The sequence below is a fragment of the Paenibacillus liaoningensis genome, assembly GCF_059609455.1.
Genome location: NZ_JCAALU010000001.1, coordinates 63,899 through 85,331, shown reverse-complemented (window position 1 = coordinate 85,331; position 21,433 = coordinate 63,899). Strand labels below are relative to the sequence as shown.

Sequence of the window (21,433 nt, the reverse complement as noted above, 5' to 3'; positions counted from 1 at the left end):
ACAAAATGTCAACATTCTACTAAATATGATTTGCACAGGTGACGATATGAAACCATTATTACAAGTCAATCATTTGTCCGTTTCCTTCTTTTCTCGTGATTCAGAGGTTGAGGCGGTACGCGGGGTAAGCTTCGAAGTGCATCCAGGGGAAACGCTCGGCATCGTAGGCGAATCGGGCAGCGGCAAAAGCGTAACCGCCCGCACGATCATGCGCTTGCTCCCTTCTCCCCCCTCCATCGTCAAAGGCGGCGAGGTGTTGTTTCAAGGCGATAATCTCGCTCATAAATCAGAGCACGAAATGGAGAAAATACGCGGCAAGGATATCGGCATGATTTTTCAGGACCCGATGTCTTCGCTCAATCCGACGATGCGTATCGGTCGGCAAATTGAAGAAAGCTTAATCAAGCATCGCAAGCTTGGCAAGCAGGAGGCCCGCAAAGCGGCAATTGAAATGCTGGATATGGTTGGAATAGCTGATAGCGAGTCCCGCTACTATCAATATCCCCATGAATTTTCCGGCGGCATGCGGCAGCGGGTGATGATTGCGATTGCCCTTGCCTGTAGGCCTTCGCTGCTCATCGCAGACGAGCCTACGACTTCACTAGATGTAACGATTCAGGCGCAAATTTTGCAGCAAATGAAGGAATTGCAGCAGCAGCTCGGAACGTCCATTATATTGATCACGCATGATTTGGGCGTTGTAGCGGGGATGTGCGACCGCGTAGTCGTCATGAAGGATGGAGAAATCGTGGAGAGCGGCACGACGGAGCAAATTTTCGCAAATCCGCAGCATCCTTATACGGTGAAGCTGCTTCACGCCCTGCCGCGTCTCGATGAGAAGAAGAAGCCAAAGCCGAAGCCGTTGCTAGCCCGTCCGGAGGACAATGTTCCGCTGCTGCAGGTGCGCTCGCTCAGGCAGCACTTCGACCTCGGCAAAGGCCAAATCGTTAAGGCGGTTAACAATGTAAGCTTTGATATTCAAGCTGGCGAGACGTTTGGCGTCGTTGGCGAATCAGGCAGCGGCAAGTCGACGACAGGCCGCACGATATTGCGGTTAAACGAAGCGACTGGCGGAGATGTGCTATACCGCGGCATTCCGCTCCAGCATTTAAACCGGGCCGAGATGAAGCAAATGCGGCGGCATATGGGCATTATATTTCAAGATCCCTATGCTTCGCTTAACCCGCGCCTGCGCATTGTCGATATTATCGGCGAGGCGCTGGACGCTCATGGCCTAACGAAGGGCAAGGCAAACCGTCTCAAACGCGTAGAGGAACTGCTGGAATTGGTCGGGCTGAACGCCTCCCATGCCCTGCGCTATCCGCATGAGTTTTCCGGCGGGCAGCGGCAGCGCATTGGCATCGCCCGCACGCTGGCGGTCGAGCCGGAATTTATCGTCTGCGACGAGCCGCTGTCTGCCCTCGACGTCTCGATTCAGGCGCAAATTGTGAAGCTCTTGGAGGAGCTTCAACAGCGGCTTGGCCTGACTTACCTGTTTATCGCCCATGATCTATCCATGGTTAAGCATATTAGCGACCGGGTCGCGGTTATGTATAAGGGCAAAATCGTTGAGCTCGCTGAAAGCGAGGAGCTGTATTCGAATCCGCTCCATGCCTATACGAAGTCGCTGCTCGCAGCTATCCCGGTTCCTGATCCTGCGATTGAGTCGAAGAAGCGGCTGCTGCCGCATACGGAGGCAGCCAAAGCCGATCCGTACGGACTGGAGCATTCTTCCTTTATTGAAGTGAAGCCGGGACATTTTGTCGCCGTTGCAGGAGCTTAAGCTTCCGGATCAGCCTTAGCATAGGTTTATTAAATAAACAGCCAGCACTAGCCGAAAATAGACGGCAGGTGCTGGCTGTTTAGCGTTCTTTTTCATGGAAACGGGGCTGTGTCTCCATTTGGCATCCTGTGTGCAGGCAAGGTTAATGGATATTCCCCGCGGCTTTCAGCCTCTCCGCAATGGCAGCAAAATCCTCAGCGGAAATGCCCGGCGCGAATTCCTCCTCCACCTCTGGATATTCCGGTACAGGCACGCCCTTCGGCAACCCATGAATAACCTCAAGCGGCTGCCCATCCTCTGGATGCGTGCCCTTCCAAATTTGGTCAATCGTTTTAAAATCATTATCGCTGTACGTATAAAGCTTCGTATGAACGCCTTTCTCCTCATACTTGCGCGCTTCATTGAATGCTTTGTTATTAAGAGAAGGAATTGGAATCAGCTTCGTCACATCGACGCCGGTCGCCACTTGCAGCGCTTTCGCATACGCCACGACATGGACACCGCCCCGTACGAGCAAATAGCCGACTACTTCACGCGCAGCCGGATGGGAGGTCATTTCATACACCTTCATTTTATGGGTTCTGGCGCCAACCTCCAGGAAGAAATTATGCAGCAAATCTTCGACCAAATTTCCGCTGTTGAATACATGCTCGCCCGTCCACGGCCGCCCCATTGAATCAACGGGCAATGCGCCTTGTCCGCCAGACAGGAAAGGAAGCGACATCCGCCAGTCCTTAACGGATTTCAGCGGCGATTCATCCGGCTTGCCCGGTGTCGTGGAGCCATGCAAGCAATGGTTAATCGCGTGGGAGACGAGCTCGACATGGCCTAGCTCCTCCGCCGTAATGCTCGTAACCAAATCATAAAACGGGCGCAGCTTTGTTTTCGAGCGAAAATTAAACGACTGGTACAAATAGTTGCTCAGCGTAGACATTTCGCCAAATTTTCCGCCCAGCAGCTCTTGCACCGCAGCCGCCGCGTTCGGCTCAGGCCGCCCGACATTCGGAATTTCGATCAACACTTCATCCAAGCGTTTGAACATGCTTTACCCTCCATCATTGTCAGTATCAGACTTCTCTGACAGCGCCAATAAGTTGCGACGCTTTATTATTTGCTGGATCAGGGAACGATATCCGTAATGGAGAACAATGGGAGAATGAAGCTGGTTTTTTATGGCCCTTGTTTTCTAAACTCTGTCGGAGACAGGCCCGCTATTTTCTTGAATTGCTTTGAAAAATAAAACAGGTCATTAAAGCCCGCCTGCTCGGCGACCTCGCTAACGCTGAGCGTTGAATCGGCCAGCAGCTCCTTCGCTTTTTCGATTTTCAAACGAGCGATGTATTGAATCGGCGGCACGCCCATTTGCTCCTTGAACATTCTTATAAAATAGTTCGGATGCAGGCACGCACGCTTTGCCAGGTCTTGAATGGTGATATCGCTGCCGCTATTCATATGGATATAGCTCAAAATTTCTGTCAGCCGCTGGGTGGCAGCCGCATTTTTCAAGCTGATGCTCTCCTCGCCCTGCTGCATAATGAACAATGAAAACAGCTCCAGCAGCTTCGCTTTTGCAAGCAGCCTGGCATAGATTGTCTGGTCGTTCGCATAAAACACCAGCTCGGCAAAAATCGTCCGTACCCGTTCCTGATCAGCAGCCGTGCACAGATAAGGCACATCCAGCAGCTTGAACAGGTTGATTTCCCCAACCTTGGCGCTGAAATGGCACCAATATTTGCGGTATGTGGCACTCCCCTCTATGACCGAATACGATTGGGGCACGCCCTCCGGCACCAGAATAAGCTCGCCTGGAGCAGGCGAATACTCCTCGTCCCCGATTTTGAGCCAGCCGCTGCCATGCTCGATGTAATAAAACTTGCTGTAATCCGGCGTAAAATCGAGATCCCGCCATTCGGTGCTGACCGTATTATGATGGGCGATAAATAGCTCCACCTGCATATGGGACAAATAATAGGCGAGCAAGGAATGAGCATTCATGGGGCAAACCCGCTTCCATGGTTAATTTTATACAAATAAAAGTTAGTGTCCCACATTCTTAATCCTGTTAACGCTTGCTAGAATAGCCATGTAGATTTCAAATCGGAAAGGACGGTAACAGAAACCATGAATAAACAAGAGTATTTGAACCAAATAGCCGCAACGATTGCGCAGGGCCCTTATCGTGACGATTGGCAATCTCTCGGCGCATTTGAGGTTCCGGCTTGGTATAAGCAAGCTAAATTCGGCATCTTCATTCACTGGGGCGTGTACGCCGTTCCGGCCTTCGGCAGCGAATGGTATCCGCGGAATATGTATATCCAGGGCAGCAAGGAATATGAGCACCATATTGCCACCTATGGCGAGCATAAAAACTTTGGTTATAAAGATTTTATCCCGATGTTCCAGGCTGAAAAATTCAACGCCGAAGAGTGGGCCGACCTGTTCCAGCGCTCGGGAGCGAAATATGTGATGCCCGTTGCGGAGCATCATGACGGCTTTCAAATGTACAAAAGCGCCATTTCCCGCTTTAACGCTTATGAAATGGGACCTAGACGGGATTTGCTGAATGAGATGAAAACCGCTTTCGAGCAAAAGGATTTGACCTTCTGCGTCTCGTCACACCGTGCAGAGCATTGGTTCTTCCTGTCGCATGGCAAGGAGTTTGAATCCGATATCCATGAACCGCTTGCGTGCGGCGACTTGTATTGGCCTTCTATGCCGGAGCCGGATCATCATAACTTGTATGAATCGCCACCGACGGATGAATATATGGAAGACTGGCTCATTCGCTGCTGCGAGCTGATCGATAATTATGAGCCGAAAGTTTTATATTTTGACTGGTGGATTCAGCATGCCTCGTTCAAGCCGTATTTGAAAAAGCTCGCAGCCTATTATTACAATAAATCCGCTGAGCTTGGCTTCGAGGGCATCATTAACTATAAGCATGACGCCTACATGCTCGGCAGCGCCGTTCCCGATGTGGAACGCGGACAATTCGCTGAGCTGAAACCGTATTACTGGCAGACCGATACGGCTGTTGCCCGAAACTCATGGAGCTACACGCCTAACAATGATTATAAGTCGCCGCTGGAGCTCATTCAAGATTTGGTCGATATCGTCAGCAAAAACGGCAATCTGCTGCTCAATGTTGGCCCGAAAGCCGATGGCACGATCCCGCAGGAGGATCAGGACATTTTGCTCGCGATCGGAGGATGGCTTGAGACGAACGGAGAGGCCATTTATGACACGAGCTACTGGCGCACTTATGGGGAAGGACCGACGAAGGTTGTAGAGGGACAATTTACGGACGGTAAAAGCAAAATTTTCACACCGCAGGATATCCGCTTTACCGTGAAGGGAAGCAGCCTGTATGCCACCGTACTCGTCTATCCAGAGGACGGCGAGGTTAAAATTACGTCGCTGAAGGAGAAATCCCACGATTTTCAAGGCATTATTCAGCAGATCGAAGTACTCGGCTTCGAGGAGCAGCCTGTATGGGAACGCACAGCAGAAGCACTCGTCGTGAAGACGAATGATGTTCGCAGCTCTTATCCGGTTGTGTTGAAGATTACAGTGGATTAATCAGATCAATGTATCCATTCGTCTAAAAAAAGCAAACCCACCAACAGCCGGATAAAGGCTAGCGGTGGGTTTTGCAGTTGACTCTTTTGCAAATGTTAAGGACTTTTTTGATCATCGACAATACAATCGTCCCTGTACACATAGGACATGGCTCACAGGTCGTATACAGCGTCAGTCCATTGTCCGCGATAAACCTTTTATTTTCAAGCTGGAGCATGTGGTTCCCCGCTCGTCCATTCCAATTATCCCTCCAAAAATTCACAGCAAAAAGCTTCACAGCGTAAACCATTCGTCCACTTTCTTCCGATCATAATCTAAAATCCAATCATTATACTGCTCATATATCCCCCGTAACGTCTCCACTTTTTCAGCGATAATGTCCAGTCCTCTGTCATCATAGAGATGAAAAATCGTTTTGTTCGTTTCATTAATGATATATATGTCCCCATCAATAATTGGCTCAAGACCAAGCGAACGATTTGCAATCGCCTCTAAAAGAGAATTAACGTTCAAATTTTGAAGCTTCACGCGGGCATAGTACCTTACCGTCACAATATCATCCGCATCATCCGGGCTCTTGTATCGATATTCCTGCTCTTGCTTTGATACTTCACTTATAGGAATGCCGCTAATATAATCATTGAAAGTCTTATACACATCTTTTTCAAAAAGAGTAACCGGGTGCTCGTCCCAGCTATCCATGAACAGTACAAAATAAATAAAATCCTCGCATCGATTAATCGCATTAAATAAAGCCAGCGCTCTGCTTTTGACTTTCTCAGCTCTAGCCGCAGCTTCACATATGTCTCCGCCCATTTCGAATCTAATGCCTACTGGCGCATTATAAAATATCGGGTTTTTTAAAGGCAGGCTCTTAAAATAATGCAGTAAGAAATGATCTAAATGTGAATCAAACGCCATCCCATCACCTCTTTCAAATCTGATCGTTCTCACCTTCGCCAGAAAACCATTGTATAATGAACACAGCTCTATTGAAACGCTTCAATATTTGCTTCGACATTAAAAATATGACCACTGCGAGGGAAAAAAGATGTTTGATCCAACCGTATTCGATAATTTGAAGGTTGCTTTTGAAAATCAGCTGTACGATCTGGATACGCTGGACGAAACGATTCAGATAACAGGCCGCAAAGATACGATGGAAATGTCCGTTATGGGACGAGCCTTCAGCCTTGCCTTCCACTTAACCGGGCAGGAAGCCGTAACCGCCGAGCTGCGGCTCGAAGCCTCCTTGAAGGAGCTGGCCGCCGAGCTATTGGAGCTGCCGGGAGAGGCGCCCGGCTGCGAGCTGAGCTTGCTTTTTCATATGAGGGTGAAGGATTTCGAGCAGCAATGTCCGCAGATTGAAGCGGTATTCCAGCGGATTTGGCCGGAAAACCCTGTCCCTGTGCAGTCGCTCAGCTTTGTCTACTCAGAGGGGCAGGCGGAGCATCAGAACGAGATTAAGCTATCGTTCAAGCGCAAAATCAACGAGGAGCAAATGGAGGATATTCCGAGCTTGCTGGAGCATGTTCTGTTGACTTTGCGAGCGCTGGGCGAGGTTTCCGCTGCAAGCATAGAGGGAAAATAAGCGGCCCACCGCATAACAGGCTAATCATTCCATAGCCTATACACCCCATAGCCGCAAAAAAGAGCCCACAGCCAATGCGGGCTCTTGCTCCTTGCACTATTTTCACAAGCAATCGCTTATTTAATCAGATCTACAGCATCCTGCGGCACAAACGCATCGGTTCCGTTGTAAACGATGACGCCTTTAAGGGTCGTTTTCTTTCCGTTCAGGACGGCGATGTTTTTGTAAATTTGCAGCTCCAGCTTCTGGCTGCCCTTCGTCACGAGGATGGTTGGGTTTTTCGCATCCTTCAGGTTAAGCTCGTATTTCGCGCCTTTAGCCGTAAAAGCCTGCTTAGCCGGCACGAAGAGCTGCTTGCTGACCGCATCCAAATCAAGATCCAGCACGCGAGCCATATACTTCGCAATATCGGTATTGTCGATGACGCCAAATGGCCGGTCATTATTCGGAGCATATGTGTACAGCACCACATCTCCGCCGGTGTGTCCGCCAGTTGTCCAGCCAATACCTGCACGCTTGCTGATCATAGGGCCTACTGCATAATTCATTCTGCCCGGCTCCGCAGCTTTAATCGCCGCCATTTCCTCCGTCGTCAAATCCGAAATGCCATAATATTGCTGAAGCACAGATTTAATGTTCGTTCTCTTCGCATCCAGCTTCGCCTCCAAGCCCTCACCCGTCAGCTTCGCTTTCTTCAGCGGGCCAATGAAGGTGGACAATGGCTCCTTATCGTAGGTGCCTGTCGTTGCGGCGCTGCCGATCGTCAAACCGCCATTGCCATGGTCCGTTACAGCAACAACGGCTGTCTGCTTGTCCTTTTTCGCAAAATCCAACGCTACTTTAACCGCATTATCAAAGGCCAGCACATCGCTGATAATACCGATTGGATCGTTGGCATGAGCTGCCCAATCCACCTTGCTGCCCTCTACCATGAGGAAAAAGCCGTCTTTATCCTTGGAAAGAATGTCGATCGCTTTTTGCGTCATGTCGGCGAGACTTGGCTGCTTAGCGGGATCACGGTCCATATCATAGGACAGGCCTGCCGGAGCAAACATGCCCCATAGCTTGCCCGATTTGGAGGCCTTCATCGCCGCTGGCGTCGTCACATAGTCGTAACCGAGCGCTTTAATGGAGGAAACCAAATTTTCGCCATCGCTGCGGCCGGACGGAACCAAATAATCGCTGCCGCCGCCTAATACAACATCGACCTGATTATATACCTGCTGCTTGCTCAGGGCATCGTAGTTTTTGCGGTCTGGATAGTGAGCGGTAAAATCAGCCGGAGTCGCATGCATAATTTCCGAGGTTGCAATGATGCCCGTCGCTTTTCCCGCAAGCTTGGACGCTTCCAGCACAGAAGCGACAGGTTTTCTCTCATCACCCGGGGCGATAGCCTTCTGGCCTGGCATCGTAGCCTTGTCTGGCAAAACGCCAACAAATCCTGTGTGCGATTTATGTCCAGTAGCAAAAGCGGTACCCGCAGGGGCAGAATCCGCGATCGGCGCGTCTGCCGAGTGGGTGCGGACCATGCCGCTTGCCATTTGATCAAGCGTTAACGAAGAGCCTTTATACCATCTGGCGAGCGCCGTTGCATCATTTGCCATGCCGTCAGGAATGAGAATGATCACATTTTTAATTGGCGATTGCTCATCCTCTGCGCTCACTCCGCTGTTTCCCCCTACAGTTGTTACTGCCACAATAGTCGCGACTGCCAGTGCTACCTTGGCTGCACGAGCATGGAACCTCTTTAACATGTACATCCTCCTATTAACTAGATTGGATAATGCTTCAACACAACTAGTTTATAAGAGAATTGATAGGGGAATGTAAAGGTCACTTTGATTATTTGTAAATTTGCAACAATTACCCATATTTAGTTTATCGCTTGAATCCTTAGGTATACATGCGTTTTTTCTACTTTATTCAGCTTTATTCAACAAAATATTTTGATAAATTCAATAAAACATCTTCCCTATTCATTATTTTCCATGGTAGTATTATACTATTGAGCAAAAAGACCTATTTTATCTTCTATGCAGAGTGAGTACATAGTCTTATTGTTTTAGGTCCTATGCACAATATGCAATTGTTTGGCAAACAGAGAATAGATAAGGGAGAGAGTTATGATGATTGGCAACATGGCAAGCAAACGTATTTCTGTCGCACTTGTTTTTGCAATGGTCTTATCGATTTTTTCCACGAACTATATCGCCTTTGGCGCAGAGGCAGCCGCCTCCTCCGTGTCGTTCACAGACATCGAGAAATCTTATGCTAAAGATGAAGTAACCGCTCTAGTAGAAAAAGGCATTCTCGGCGGTTATGGCGACGGCAGCTTTAAGCCTTCGAACTCTATTACTCGCGCGGAACTAGCTAAAGTGCTTGTGCTTGCTCTAGGCAAAGAGCAGGATGCTGCAAGCGCCGCATCTTTCAAAGATGTGGCCAGCAACAGCTGGTATAACGGCTATGTTGGCGCACTTGTGAAATCCGGCATTACGCAAGGCATTTCCGCCGACCAATTTGCTCCGAACAAAACCGTTACACGCGAAGAGCTCGCCGTATTCTTTGTTCGCGCCTTCGGCTTGGAGCAAGCTGCTAAAGCGGTGCCGCTGGATGAGAAGCTCTCGGATCTCTCCACTGTATCGGCATGGGCGAAAAGCTCCGTTTCCTTCGCCTACCAAATCGGCTTCATTAAAGGCGTAGCCAATGCAGACGGTACAACTCGCTTCAATCCTTCGGGCGTAGCAGATCGTCAAGCGCTAGCTCGTCTAGCCTACGAATTCGTCTTCAACAAATCGTCCTATGAGCTGGCAGCCGCTTCGCTCGGTGCAACTGCTACACCAGCACCGTCTGCTACCCCGACTCCAACAAACCCGCCGAAGTCATCAGACAGCAGCAGCGGTGGTGGAAACAATGGTGGAAATAACGGTGGAAATAATGGCGGATCGACGAGCACTTCCATTAATTCCGCAGGTGAGCACACGCTGGGTGCGGTGACTGGCGATGTCCGCATCTACGCTGCCAATGTTACCCTTAAAAACACAACGATTTCGGGTAATCTGTACTTGGAAACTAGCATCGGCAATGGCGATGTAACGCTCCAGAACGTTACCGTTAGCGGATCGACGACCATTAATGGTGGCGGCCCTAACAGTATTCACGTACAAAACTCCACTCTGGCAACCGTCATTGTAGACAAGCAAGATGGAAGCATTCGTCTCGTATTGGAAAATGGAACCGATGTTCAGCAGGTTACGATTCGCTCTGGCGCTATTATCGAAACACAGCCAGGGGTTGGACAAGTTGGAAACATCAACATCTCAAGCAACGTTCCACATAACGCACAAGTTTCGTTAAACGGCGTATTTAATTCGGTTTCCGTCTATGCTGAACAAGCAGCCATCACGCTAGGCGAGAACGGCTCTATCGGTCAGCTGAATGTATTCGCAAGCGCACTGAATACCGTTTTCCACCTGGAACATGGCTCTAACGTTGCAAATGCCGTACTTGATGCGATCGTTTCCTTCCTTGGACAAGGCTCGATTACTGATGCAGTGGTCAATGCAGACGGCGTAGACTTCAGCTCGCTGCCAAGCCAGCCAAACCTGCAAGCCGATCCTGCGGTTTCCAGCATCATTGCTGAACCTGCTCTAGGCTTTGAGCTTTCAGCGATTGGAGCAACACGTCAAATCGTTGCGACAGGCGTGAAATACACAGCTAACGCTAAAGATATTACGACTCATTCCAACTGGACCAGTTCAGATGCTTCTGTAGCTGAAGTCGTATACGGCAAGGTTAAAGCTGTCGGCGAAGGTACAACCTTCATTACAGCAACCTATGGCTTGTACAATGTACAGGTTCCTGTAACAGTAGCCGTTTATGAGCAAGGGTACCCGACGATTTCCACTGTACAAGTAACGAACGGCGCAGTCGATGTTTCTTTTGATCAGCAAGTGGAGGATGTGAGCCTGTCTGATTTCGCAATTTCCGCAACGCTGAACGGTGCAGCTTATGAGCTGAGCGGCTTGCAATATGCGGACGGCAAAATCACCTTTAATCCGGTTCAAAGCTATGGCTCCACGCTGTACGTTCATGTGGAAGCGAATGAAGCCAAAACCAAGTTCGCAGGCAGCCAAAGCGGTTCGGTTAAACTGACAGGCTTCGGCGGTACCATCATTGATGTTGCCCGTAATCCTGTAGCTAACCTGACGATTGAGTTCCGCAAAGGCCTCGGCGCTACAAGTGGCCCTGTTGTTGGAACAGCTGTAACCGATGCTAACGGAAGATATTACATTTATTTGGCTCCTGGCATTTACACAGGTGAGCTGGGCGGCGTAGGCACGCCATACGTAACAACCTACATGACTGCTGTATCGGCAGTAAATGTAAATAACCAGAATGAAAATCAAACTGCAATCGGCATTCCGTCCGAAAATGAAACGCGTATCGTATTGACATGGGGCAAGGACCCTGCCGATCTGGATTCGCATCTAATTGGACCAGCTGCACAAGGCGGTATCTTCCACACTTGGTATGGTGGTAAAGCTTATTATTATAACAATACCAAAATGGTTGATCTAGACTTGGATGATGTAACTTCGTATGGACCTGAAACAACAACGATCCGTAAAGATACAAACGGCACGTACACTTTCTATGTGCATCACTTCTCCGGAGCAAGCACAATTTCGGCTTCCGGTGCCAAAATTGAAGTGTACCGTGGTTCTTCCCCTACACCAATTAAAGTGTACGAAGTGCCAACCGATAGAGGCAATGAGATTTATTGGACTGTATTCACGATGACCATCACAGATGGTCAAGTTACATTCACGGATGTTAATGCATTCTCGAATACGAATCCTGTAAGGGGTCTGAACATCGTAGATAACAATCAAAGACCTTCTGAAGAACCAGAGCAAGAAGAAGAGCCAGAACAACAACCGGAGCAGGAGCAACAACCTGAACAGCAGCCAGAGCAACAGCCTGATCCACAAACAGCACCTTAATAGGCTGCAAAAAAATAACGCAGCGGTAACGCCTTAAACTTCAGGCAGCCGCTGAGCAATCAACAAAAACAGCATGACCGCTGAATCGGTCATGCTGTTTTTTTCTTTTCACTATAGGCTTGCGCTCCACTCGCTTACCCGTTACGACTCTTTGGCAAACGCGTCGCCCACCAAACCCACCAAATCAGCACTAAATACCAAACAATCCAATTCCCCGTCTTCCTTCTCACAGAAGGTACGAACAGCAGCAGCGCAAATATCCACTCCACTATACCTGTCGCATAAATGATTTCAAGCCGCAATGGAACAAAATCAGGCAGCATCTCGGCAAAGCCCTGCGCCTCCCGAAAATGTTAAAACCCCGCAACCACAAATAATAAAGCAAATAATACACAGCCAATGAATCTGGCTGCCGTTGTTCGCTGCTGTCGAATATTCCGTCACACTCCTTCCAATTGCTTTTATTATCTATTACCCCTATTCCTTTTCATACATAAAAGGGTAAGCTTTTAGCCAAATTATGACTTGGAGAGCTTTGGCGACTGGCGTGATCCCTTACCTAGCCGCACTCCGATCCTATTCAAGGAGGGTGGCACTGGCATGTTTTTCAACCATACAAAATCAGGTGGCTTGAATCAGCCGAAGGGCGGCTCTCCCCGGAAGAAGCATAAGGAACAACCGTTCAGCCCTTCGCTCAAATCCAATATAGATACGTTTACTAAGCTGCTTGGTCACAGCTCTGATCTCGAAATTAAGCCTTTTGCAAGCGACTTGGCTCCAGAGATTACGATGTCGCTCGTCTATTTGAGCGAAATGGTCAATGAGGCGACGTTAAATGAATCCGTCCTGCGCCCCTTAATGGAGGAAGATAAACAAGCGGAGGAGCGCAGCAACGCTTTAATTCATTTGATTAAGGAACAGATTATACAGGTCGGCTCGACTTATTGCACCGATTCCATAGAAGAAGCGATCGATATGCTGCTGAATGGTTACTGTCTCCTGCTTGTCCAGGAAGCGAGCAGCGGGCTGATGATTAATGTCAGCAGCAAAGAAGGCAGAACAGTCAGTGAGCCGACTACCCAAACCGTGCTGCGCGGGCCACAGCAAAGCTTCAATGAAATCTTGAGTACAAATATTAATCTGATGCGCCAAATCATTAAGTCGCCGGACTTGCATATCGAATCGATGGTTGTTGGCAGCCAAACACGTACGCAAATTGCGATGCTGTATTTGAACGGCGTCGCTTCAGCAGAAGCTGTAAAGACCATTCGTGAACGCCTTGAGGCTATTGAAGTCAGCGGCATTCTTGAAAGCGGCTATATCGAAGCGCTCATTCAGGAAAAACGATATACCCCCTTCCCAACGCTGATGAACACCGAGCGTCCAGATGCGGTTGCCGGGGGCATATTGGAGGGACAAATTGCGATTGTTGTAGATGGCACGCCATTCGTGCTGCTTGCGCCGGTCACGCTGTTTCAATTTTTCCAGACACCGGAAGACTATTACCACCGCTTTGATATCGCTACCTTCCTGCGGCTGATTCGTTTCGTATCTTTTCTCATTTCCATGCTGCTGCCAGCCCTATATATTGCCGTGACAACATTCCATCAGGAAATGCTGCCAACTACACTGCTCATCACGCTTGCTGCCCAGCGGGAGGGCATTCCGTTTCCGGGGCTGGTCGAGGCGCTGATTATGGAGATGACCTTTGAAGTATTGCGTGAAGCAGGCGTACGGATGCCACGAGCTATTGGTCCAGCCATTTCCATCGTAGGCGCACTCGTCTTAGGACAAGCCGCCGTAGATGCCGGAATCGTATCCGCCGGCATGGTCATGGTCGTGTCCTTCACCGCCATATCCAGCTTTGTCATTCCGCAGTTCAATATTGCGATTTCCGCTAGGCTCATTCGCTTCACGTTCATGCTGCTCGCTGGCGTGTTCGGCTTTATGGGCATTGTCGCCGGATTTATGGCGATGCTCATCCATTTGGCTGGACTTGAATCGTTTGGCGTTCCGTATATGACGCCGCTTGCTCCCTTCAATTGGTCGGCCATGAAGGATACGTTCATTCGCGCACCCCATAAAGCTCTGCTGAAACGAGAAGCTACGAACAAAATTAATCGCACTAGCAAGGCCGAATAAAGCTTAGCTGCCCAAATCTAGTCGAGAGCCCGCGGTTGTACAAGCGGCGTACGCTGAAAGGAGGAATCCGCATATGTATCGCCTGCTTACCCGCATCGTAGGCTCTTTGCTCATATTCATGCTGCTGGGAGGCTGCTGGAATCGCGTTGAAATGAATGAAATCGGCATTATTTCTGCCACGGCAGTAGATTGGGAAAAAGGGAAATGGATTGTATCTTACCAGATGGTCATCCCGCAGGCCATTTCCTCTCAAGGCAATAGCGCTGCTACGGGCGATGCCCCGGTGAACGTATTTTCGACCGAGGCAGATAGCATTCGCAAAGCCATCGGCGATGCCAGCCGCGAAATGTCGCGCAAGCTTTATTTTGCCCATAATCAAATCATTGTCATTAGCGAGACGGTCGCGAAGAAGGGAATCTCGCCGCTGATGGAAATCTATATGCGCAACACCGATGCCCGCGAAACGGTGTCGATGTTCATTGCTAAGGGCAAAGCGCGCAAGCTCATTGAGCAGCTGCTCCCTGTGGAGAAAATTCCCGGTACCGCTGTCCAGCGTCTGGTCGAAAACGAAGCTGCCAGCAGCTCCGTCTATCCCGATATGACGATGTATCGCATTTTACTCGAGCTGCTTGGCCCTACACAGGCAACCGGCATTCCTGAGCTGGAAATTTCCGGTTCTAAGCAGCCTCTCAGCTCCGTAAGCTCCCTGCAGAACACCTATACCCGGGCAAAAATCAAGCTGGGCGACCTTGGCGTTATATCCGGCGACAAGCTGGCAGGCTGGCTCACACCGGATGAAGCGGCCGGCGTCATGTGGCTGTCCGATCAGGTGCAGCGGACTACCATAAGCTTTGATTGCAGAGGACAGGGAGGGAAAAAGGATTCCTCCGTAATTATAGGGGGAGCCTCCACCACGGTGAAGCCGGAGCAGCGGGCCGATGGAAGATGGGTCATGAATGTAAGTGTCAAAGCTAATGGGACACTCCTTGAATATACTTGCCCGAACGATCTTCAGCAGCCGGGGCTGTTAAAGCAGGAGGAGCTAAGAATCGCCGAAGAAATTAAACGAGGGATGGAAACGAGCTGGAAGGCGGCAAGCCGTCTGAAGACGGATATCGTCGGATTCGGCAAAGCCATAAGCATGAAATATCCGCAGCAGTGGAAGCAAATACAGAAGGATTGGAATGAGGAATTTCCCGAGACGGTGCTGAATTTGGATGTCAAATTCAAGCTTGCCCGCATTGGGTTCAGCAACTTTACCTTCAAAGAGGCGCAATCAAAAACGAGAAAATAGCGACGCCAGATTTGCACGCGCAGCCTGCGCTGCATACTAATACACGCTCGAAGGAGGGGTAAAATGCGATGGCGAAGGCACCCAAAATAGGCAAGTTTCAGCTTGCCATCATGATTTTGCTTTTCCAGATCGGCAGCACCCCCCTCTTCGAGCTGGGCGTAGATGCGAAGCAGGATTCATGGCTTGCGATGGCGCTCGGGGCAGTGATTGGCGGGATTTTTCTCTGGATGCTGCTGCGCATTCAAACTCGGTCCCCAGACGCTGACATGCCAGAGCTCTATAAGCAGCTGTTTGGCAAATGGCTGGGTTTTACGCTTGCTGTGCCGCAGGCACTTATATTTGCCTATGAATCGATGCGAAACGTCCGCGATTTTGGCGAGCTGACCGTCATGACCATTTTGAACAAAACGCCGCAATGGAGCATTATGCTGCTCATCATTTTATTGTCCTTATATGCGATTTGGAAAGGAGTCGAGGTATTTTTTCGGCTGGTGGAGCTGCTGTTTCCGATCGTATTTTTCAGCTATATTCTGCTTATCGCGCTGCTTATTCAGACCGGACTGCCGGACTATCACCGCCTGCTGCCAATTATGAGTGATGGCCTAGCGCCGATTTTCAAAGCGGCCGTGCCGGATATCGTCGCGTTTCCATTCGCACAGATGCTAACGATGTTAATGTTCTGGAAATATGTAAAGCCGATTGCCTCAAGGCTTCGCACCACCTACAGCGCTTATACGATCGTCTCCCTATTTCTGGTTTTCATGAATATGCTCATTATGTCCGTGCTCGGCCCTGCGCTCTCAGGCTACAGCATGATGCCTTTTCTTGAAGCCGTCCAGCTCATTCGCATTGCTGACTTTCTGGAACGGCTCGATGTAGTCGTAACGATTCTGCTTATTATCGGGCTGTTCGTCAAGCTGTCGCTGCTTTTTATGGCCGCCGTTCTGGCGCTCAGCTCACTGCTGAAAATTCCGTACCGCAAATGCGCGATTATCGTCGCAGTATTGATTTACAGCGCCTCCTTTGCCGAACCGAACAATACGGTTCATCTGTGGATTGGGCTGAAATATACGGTAAGGTACGTAACTCCTGTGCAAATAGCCATTCTGTTTATCGCCTTCCTGCTCGGCTTTTTTCGCAAAGCCAAACCTGCCAGCCGCACGCAATAGGGTCGGTATCTACTTTCAAATGAAAATCCTGTATAATAGTGTCAACTATCTTCACATGAGGGGGGTGGACACTATCGTACAAACGCTGCTGCAGCTGACAATCCGCGATATTTTACAACGGCCGCTGTTCCAGAAAGCCGAGGTGCTCGCAAGTGAAGATGCCTTAAACCGCACCGTCAGATGGGTCCACATTATGGAGGTCATTCAAGCTGGCCAGCTTTTAAGCGGCGGCGAGCTGATTTTGACGACAGGCATCGGCTGGCAGGAGGATGAAGAACGAAGCCTGATTTTTCTACAGCAATTGCTCGATTCCGGCGCATCTGGGCTGTGCATTGAGCTGGTCACTTATACTTCCAGACCGCCGGCACGGATGCTGGAGCTGGCAAAACGCGAGCATTTCCCCATTCTCCTCTTCCACGAGCAAGTCCGCTACATTGATATCACTCAGGATCTTCATGCCCACTTCATTAATCAGCATCATAAAATGGTGTCCGAACTGGAGACGTTATCCAGGCAGCTCGGACAGCTGCTCTTGTCCGGCAAGGGCCTGAGGCCCCTTCTGGAGCTGCTTCAGCAAACAACGGGTGCGCAGGTCGCTTTTTTTCCCTTGAATGCCGAAGCCCAGTTTGTCCCCTTCATGACGAAAGCGAAAGCCGACAAATTTTACGAGCGGTGGATTTACAATGAAATGTTCCCCGCTCCGCTGCTGAGCCAGCAGCTTGCTCATCGGCCCATTGTGGCGCTCGGCCATCTATTCGCTGATTTGCTCATTCACGCGAGGCAGGAGCTGACTGAATTTCAAATTCTTGCGCTGGATCGCTGTGCGACTGCGGTAGCCCAGGAAATGATGCGCACCCAATATACCGAGGAGAAACGCCGCTACCAAGACGATCTCTGGCTTGGCGACTGGCTTTCCGGCAAACATGGCCTAACCGAAATCAACGATTATATTCGCCGTATTAAACCGTCTGCCAAGCTTGGCAGCGTAGCGGTATGTGTGTTTCAGCTGGAAGCCTCGCACATGGAAGCGGCGGATTTTGAATCGCTGCTGCTCCAGCGCTACCGGGTGGCGCGGGCGATTTTTGAGGGGGAGGGCTTTTATTTGCTCCCGCTGCTGCTGCAAGGGCAAATTGTGTTTATTTTGCTGGATCAGCTGGAGCGCCAAAAATGGAAGGAGCGCCTGCTGCAAGCAGTTGAGCGGCTGCGCAAGACGGAGATGAAGCAGGAGCCGGCGCTCTTCTCCGGGCTTTGGGGCATTGGCAAGCTGGCCGCACAGGTCGACCAAGCAGCGGAAAGCTATGCAGCAGCCAAAGAGACGCTTGCTATACAACGGGATGCCGGGCCGCTGCCAGCCCCCTTTTTCGACGAGCTGCATACGTACAAAATCATTTCCGCGCTGAAAAAAAGCGGGATGCTGGATGAACTGATCCGCGAATACATTGAGCCGCTTGTCTCCTATGACAAGGAAAAACACGGCCAGCTGCTGCTGACGCTGAAAACCTATTTAATCCGCTCCGGCTCCAAGCAGGATACAGCCCGCGAGCTGTTCATCGCCCGGCAGACGCTTTATCATCGCCTTGATAAAATCATTGCGCTGCTGGGCGAAGATTTTATGAACGCCGATAAGCGGCTCGCCATTGAGCTCGCAGTGAACGCCTATGAATATACGCGCGGGGCCATCCGCTAAAGGGGCAGCGGATGGCGAGGATTACGCTGATGGCGCAGCGCCTGAGCTGGAAGAGGATGCAGCAGCCGATGCCCGGGCCTGCGCCAGCTGCTTGATCAGCAAATTGGTTAAATATTTGCGCGCTTCGGCAGTAAGCAGCTGAACCGTTGCGGCTTCTCCGCCCGGATGCTGGAGCGTTACCGTCGCTCCGCTCAAATTTTCCTCAATGTGGATAAATTTAAACTGCCTGACCATATAGCTGTCCAGCTTCGCCTTCTCCTCCAAAACCTGCTGATATTCCGACACTTCGATCCCTCCTTGCTATCATTGAACCGTCTATTTGCTGCTTATGCCGACCGCTTTATAAGAAGCAGCAGGCAGCTCCCCCTGCACGGGCTGTTTGTAGGGCGCGCGCTTCACATATTGTCCGGCGCCTGCCCGTCCGACGAAGGCTAGATCGCGAATGACAAACTCGCCGCGAGACAGCACGCTGACTGGGGCTCCCGTTACAGCTATCCCTTCAAACGGGTTATAGTCCACATTCATATGATGCGCTGCTTCCGAGATAACCCTCTGGATCGTCGGGTCGAAAATCACAATGTCGGCATCGCTGCCTACCGCAATCGTGCCCTTGCGTGGAAACAGCCCGAACAGCTTCGCGCTGCGTGTCGAGACGAGATCGACAAACTGGTTCAGCGTCAATCGCCCTTTCGCTACGCCTTCGGAATAAAGCAGGGAGAAGCGGTCTTCGATGACCGGCCCGCCATTCGGAATTTTGCTGAAATCTTCGCGTCCAAGCTCTTTTTGCCCGCTGAAATTAAAGGAGCATTGGTCCGAGCCGATCGTTTGCAGCCCGCCTGTGCGCAGCGCATTCCACAAGACGTCCTGATGCCGGGCCTCGCGCAGCGGGGGCGACCATACGTACTTGGCTCCCTCAAAATCCGGCAGCTCCAAATACGATTGGTCGAGCAGCAAATATTGCGGACAGGTTTCGCCCCAGACGTCGAAGCCCTGCTCCCTCGCCTCAGCAATCGCTTTTACCGCCTCCTCGCAGGTGACATGCACGACGTACAGCCTCGCTCCCGTCAATCCTGCAAGCTTTGCCGCTCTTCCTGTCGCCTCTCCCTCCAGCATGGATGGTCGGGTCAGCGCATGATAGATCGGCTCCGTATGCCCTTCCGCCAATGCCTTGGCAACGAGATAGTCGATAACATCGCCGTTCTCGGCATGCACCATAACCATCGCTCCCAGCTCGCTTGCCGTCAGCATCGTTCGGTAGAGCGTGCCGTCGTCGGCTTGGAAAACATTTTTGTAAGCCATAAATACCTTGAACGACGTAATGCCCTCCGTGTGGACAATATCCGGCAGCTCGGCCAGCACCGCATCGTTAATTTCGCCAATCATCAGATGGAAGCCGTAGTCGATGGCCGACTTTCCAGCCGATTTCGCGTGCCACTTCTGAATTGAATCCGCCAGCGGCTTGCCTTTATCCGTCAGGCAAAAATCAATAATCGTCGTCGTTCCGCCAAACGCAGCAGCAATCGTCCCCGTCTCAAAATTATCCGCCGTCACCGTACCGCCGAAAGGCATATCCAGATGCGTATGCGGATCAATGCCTCCGGGAAACAAATATTTTCCAGACACATCGATGATTTCCGCGCCGATAGCCGCACCAGCAGCTTCCAGCCCCGTCCCGATAGCCTGGATGATGCCCCCCTCAATCAGCACATCCGCCTGATACGTGTCCGCAGCCGTTACAATCGTTCCATTTCGAATGAGCTTCGCCATCTTCTCCATCTGCTACACCGCCTCTCTAGCACTTGATTTAGCATTCCCTTCGCTGCCGCCCATGCCCGCTATCGCTTGCTGGCGCTCATTCCATGACATCGGCAGCTCGGAAGACGGCACCTCGACCATTGAGATTGCTCCTTCCACTGGGCAAACGATGGAGCATAAATTGCAGCCGACGCAATCCTCTTCCCTCACCTTCAAGAAAGCACGCCCGCCTTCGTCCGTATGCCGCTCGATGCATTGATGCGAGGTATCCTCGCAGGCGATATGGCATTTGTTGCATACGATACATTCTTCCTCATGAATGCGGGCAACGACTTGATAATTCAAATCGAGATCGCCCCAGTCCGAATAGCGGGACACCGATTTGCCGATCAGCTCCATCGCCGACGATAATCCCTTGTCATCCAAGTAATTGTTCAAGCCGTCGATCATGTCCTCGACAATGCTGAAGCCATGATGCATCGCTGCCGTACACACTTGAACGCCCGTTGCGCCCATAAGCATAAATTCGACCGCATCGCGCCAATTGGAAATGCCGCCGATTCCCGAAATCGGAATGTTCACCTGCGGATTACGAGCGCATTCCGCGACCATGTTCAGCGCAATTGGCTTCACTGCCGGGCCGCAATAACCGCCATGCGCCCCCTTCCCGCCCACATGCGGAATCGTCAGCCAAGAATCCAGATCGACGCCAGCGAGCGAATTAATCGTGTTAATTAAGGAAATGGCATCCGCGCCGCCCCGCGTCGCCGCCTTTGCCGTCGCCGTAATATCGGTAATATTGGGCGTCAGCTTGACGATAACCGGTGTCTGCGCCGCCTCCTTCGCCCACATCGTCTGCGCTTCGACCAGATCCGGCTGCTGCCCGGAAGCAGCCCCCATGCCGCGCTCCGCCATGCCATGCGGACAGCCAAAGTTCAGCTCAAGGCCATCTACGCCGACCGCCTCGACCTTTTTGACGATTTCATGCCATTTCTCGCGGCTTGGCTCGACCATCAGCGAAGCGATGACAGCATGATTCGGGAATCTCTTTTTTGTCTCATAGATTTCCTTTAAGTTGACCTCCAGCGGACGATCCGTAATCAGCTCAATATTGTTGAAGCCCGCAACCCGCTGCCCGTTGAAATGTACGGCGGCAAAGCGCGAGGACGTATTGATAATGGGATCGCCCAGCGTCTTCCACACTGCGCCGCCCCAGCCTGCCTCGAATGCGCGCTGCACCTGGTAGCCCGTATTGGTAGGCGGCGCAGATGCCAGCCAGAAAGGATTTGGAGAGGCAATACCCGCTAGATTAATGCGTAAATCAGCCATTGTCGTTTCCCTCCTTATGCCTTCGATAAGATGCGAATTTGTACAGCTGCGTTTATAGCAGCTTGGCATTGATTGATGAGCCTGCTGCCTTGTCGTTCCCA

At 50.8% G+C, this 21,433-nt stretch carries 16 protein-coding genes and 1 pseudogene; 8 read left to right on the top strand and 9 right to left on the bottom strand.

The features are described 5' to 3' along the window. Positions 1-46 precede the first annotated feature (46 nt). Positions 47-1,783 (top strand): ABC transporter ATP-binding protein, encoded by a 1,737-nt coding sequence (locus AC6B99_RS00345; protein WP_496662482.1) that lies wholly within the window; start codon positions 47-49, stop codon positions 1,781-1,783. Between the two features lie 142 nt (positions 1,784-1,925). Here AC6B99_RS00345 and AC6B99_RS00340 read toward each other — a convergent pair whose 3' ends face one another. Both AC6B99_RS00340 and AC6B99_RS00335 read right to left on the bottom strand, forming a co-directional pair. Next, a complete protein-coding gene (locus AC6B99_RS00340) occupies positions 1,926-2,825 on the bottom strand; it encodes a manganese catalase family protein (RefSeq protein ID WP_056031235.1) in 900 nt (299 codons plus the stop codon). 128 nt (positions 2,826-2,953) lie between these two features. After that, positions 2,954-3,778: a helix-turn-helix domain-containing protein gene (locus tag AC6B99_RS00335; RefSeq protein WP_494878861.1), complete on the bottom strand. Its 825-nt coding sequence runs from the start codon at positions 3,776-3,778 to the stop codon at positions 2,954-2,956. Between the two features lie 126 nt (positions 3,779-3,904). Here AC6B99_RS00335 and AC6B99_RS00330 point away from each other — a divergent pair, with 126 nt between their 5' ends. Further along, positions 3,905-5,362 (top strand): alpha-L-fucosidase, encoded by a 1,458-nt coding sequence (locus AC6B99_RS00330; RefSeq protein ID WP_494878862.1) that lies wholly within the window; start codon positions 3,905-3,907, stop codon positions 5,360-5,362. 58 nt (positions 5,363-5,420) lie between these two features. Here the strand turns inward: AC6B99_RS00330 and AC6B99_RS00325 are convergent, their stop codons facing one another. Next, positions 5,421-5,579 carry a deaminase gene (locus AC6B99_RS00325; RefSeq protein ID WP_235533060.1) on the bottom strand — a complete coding sequence of 53 codons (159 nt, stop codon included), beginning with the start codon at positions 5,577-5,579 and terminating at the stop codon, positions 5,421-5,423. 56 nt (positions 5,580-5,635) lie between these two features. Beyond that, entirely contained in the window at positions 5,636-6,283 is a 648-nt protein-coding gene (locus tag AC6B99_RS00320) for a DUF3885 domain-containing protein (protein WP_496662481.1), read from the bottom strand. A gap of 130 nt (positions 6,284-6,413) precedes the next feature. On the opposite strand from AC6B99_RS00320, the gene AC6B99_RS00315 reads away from it, so the two are divergent. After that, a complete protein-coding gene (locus tag AC6B99_RS00315) occupies positions 6,414-6,953 on the top strand; it encodes a hypothetical protein (RefSeq protein WP_056031249.1) in 540 nt (179 codons plus the stop codon). Positions 6,954-7,069: 116 nt separating this feature from the next. Here the strand turns inward: AC6B99_RS00315 and AC6B99_RS00310 are convergent, their stop codons facing one another. Beyond that, complete coding sequence (locus AC6B99_RS00310; protein ID WP_056031252.1) at positions 7,070-8,707, bottom strand: alkaline phosphatase; 1,638 nt, start codon at positions 8,705-8,707, stop codon at positions 7,070-7,072. A gap of 369 nt (positions 8,708-9,076) precedes the next feature. Between AC6B99_RS00310 and AC6B99_RS00305 the strand changes: the two genes are divergently transcribed. Further along, positions 9,077-11,956: an S-layer homology domain-containing protein gene (locus tag AC6B99_RS00305; RefSeq protein WP_496662480.1), complete on the top strand. Its 2,880-nt coding sequence runs from the start codon at positions 9,077-9,079 to the stop codon at positions 11,954-11,956. A 134-nt stretch (positions 11,957-12,090) separates the two neighbouring features. On the opposite strand, the pseudogene AC6B99_RS00300 reads toward AC6B99_RS00305, so the two are convergent. Next, positions 12,091-12,297: pseudogene (locus AC6B99_RS00300) on the bottom strand (DoxX-related protein); the annotation flags it as partial. Between the two features lie 259 nt (positions 12,298-12,556). Here AC6B99_RS00300 and AC6B99_RS00295 point away from each other — a divergent pair. From AC6B99_RS00295 to AC6B99_RS00280, 4 genes are all read left to right on the top strand, one after another. After that, positions 12,557-14,098: a spore germination protein gene (locus tag AC6B99_RS00295; RefSeq protein WP_081418647.1), complete on the top strand. Its 1,542-nt coding sequence runs from the start codon at positions 12,557-12,559 to the stop codon at positions 14,096-14,098. A gap of 73 nt (positions 14,099-14,171) precedes the next feature. Then, on the top strand, positions 14,172-15,392 hold the full coding sequence (locus tag AC6B99_RS00290) for a Ger(x)C family spore germination protein (protein ID WP_496662479.1): 1,221 nt from the start codon (positions 14,172-14,174) through the stop codon (positions 15,390-15,392). Positions 15,393-15,460: 68 nt separating this feature from the next. Next, positions 15,461-16,561: a GerAB/ArcD/ProY family transporter gene (locus AC6B99_RS00285; RefSeq protein WP_056031264.1), complete on the top strand. Its 1,101-nt coding sequence runs from the start codon at positions 15,461-15,463 to the stop codon at positions 16,559-16,561. A 64-nt stretch (positions 16,562-16,625) separates the two neighbouring features. Beyond that, positions 16,626-18,248 (top strand): PucR family transcriptional regulator ligand-binding domain-containing protein, encoded by a 1,623-nt coding sequence (locus AC6B99_RS00280; RefSeq protein ID WP_494878867.1) that lies wholly within the window; start codon positions 16,626-16,628, stop codon positions 18,246-18,248. Positions 18,249-18,269: 21 nt separating this feature from the next. Here AC6B99_RS00280 and AC6B99_RS00275 read toward each other — a convergent pair whose 3' ends face one another. Genes AC6B99_RS00275 through preA form a run of 3 tightly spaced genes read right to left on the bottom strand, consistent with a single transcriptional unit; the run spans position 18,270 to position 21,332 of the window. Beyond that, on the bottom strand, positions 18,270-18,533 hold the full coding sequence (locus AC6B99_RS00275) for a hypothetical protein (protein WP_496662478.1): 264 nt from the start codon (positions 18,531-18,533) through the stop codon (positions 18,270-18,272). Between the two features lie 30 nt (positions 18,534-18,563). Continuing rightward, positions 18,564-20,015 carry a dihydropyrimidinase gene (gene hydA / locus AC6B99_RS00270; protein WP_496662685.1) on the bottom strand — a complete coding sequence of 484 codons (1,452 nt, stop codon included), beginning with the start codon at positions 20,013-20,015 and terminating at the stop codon, positions 18,564-18,566. A gap of 12 nt (positions 20,016-20,027) precedes the next feature. Further along, positions 20,028-21,332, bottom strand: a complete 1,305-nt coding sequence (preA, locus tag AC6B99_RS00265; RefSeq protein WP_056031272.1) for an NAD-dependent dihydropyrimidine dehydrogenase subunit PreA — start codon at positions 21,330-21,332, stop codon at positions 20,028-20,030. Between the last annotated feature and the right edge of the window lie 101 nt (positions 21,333-21,433).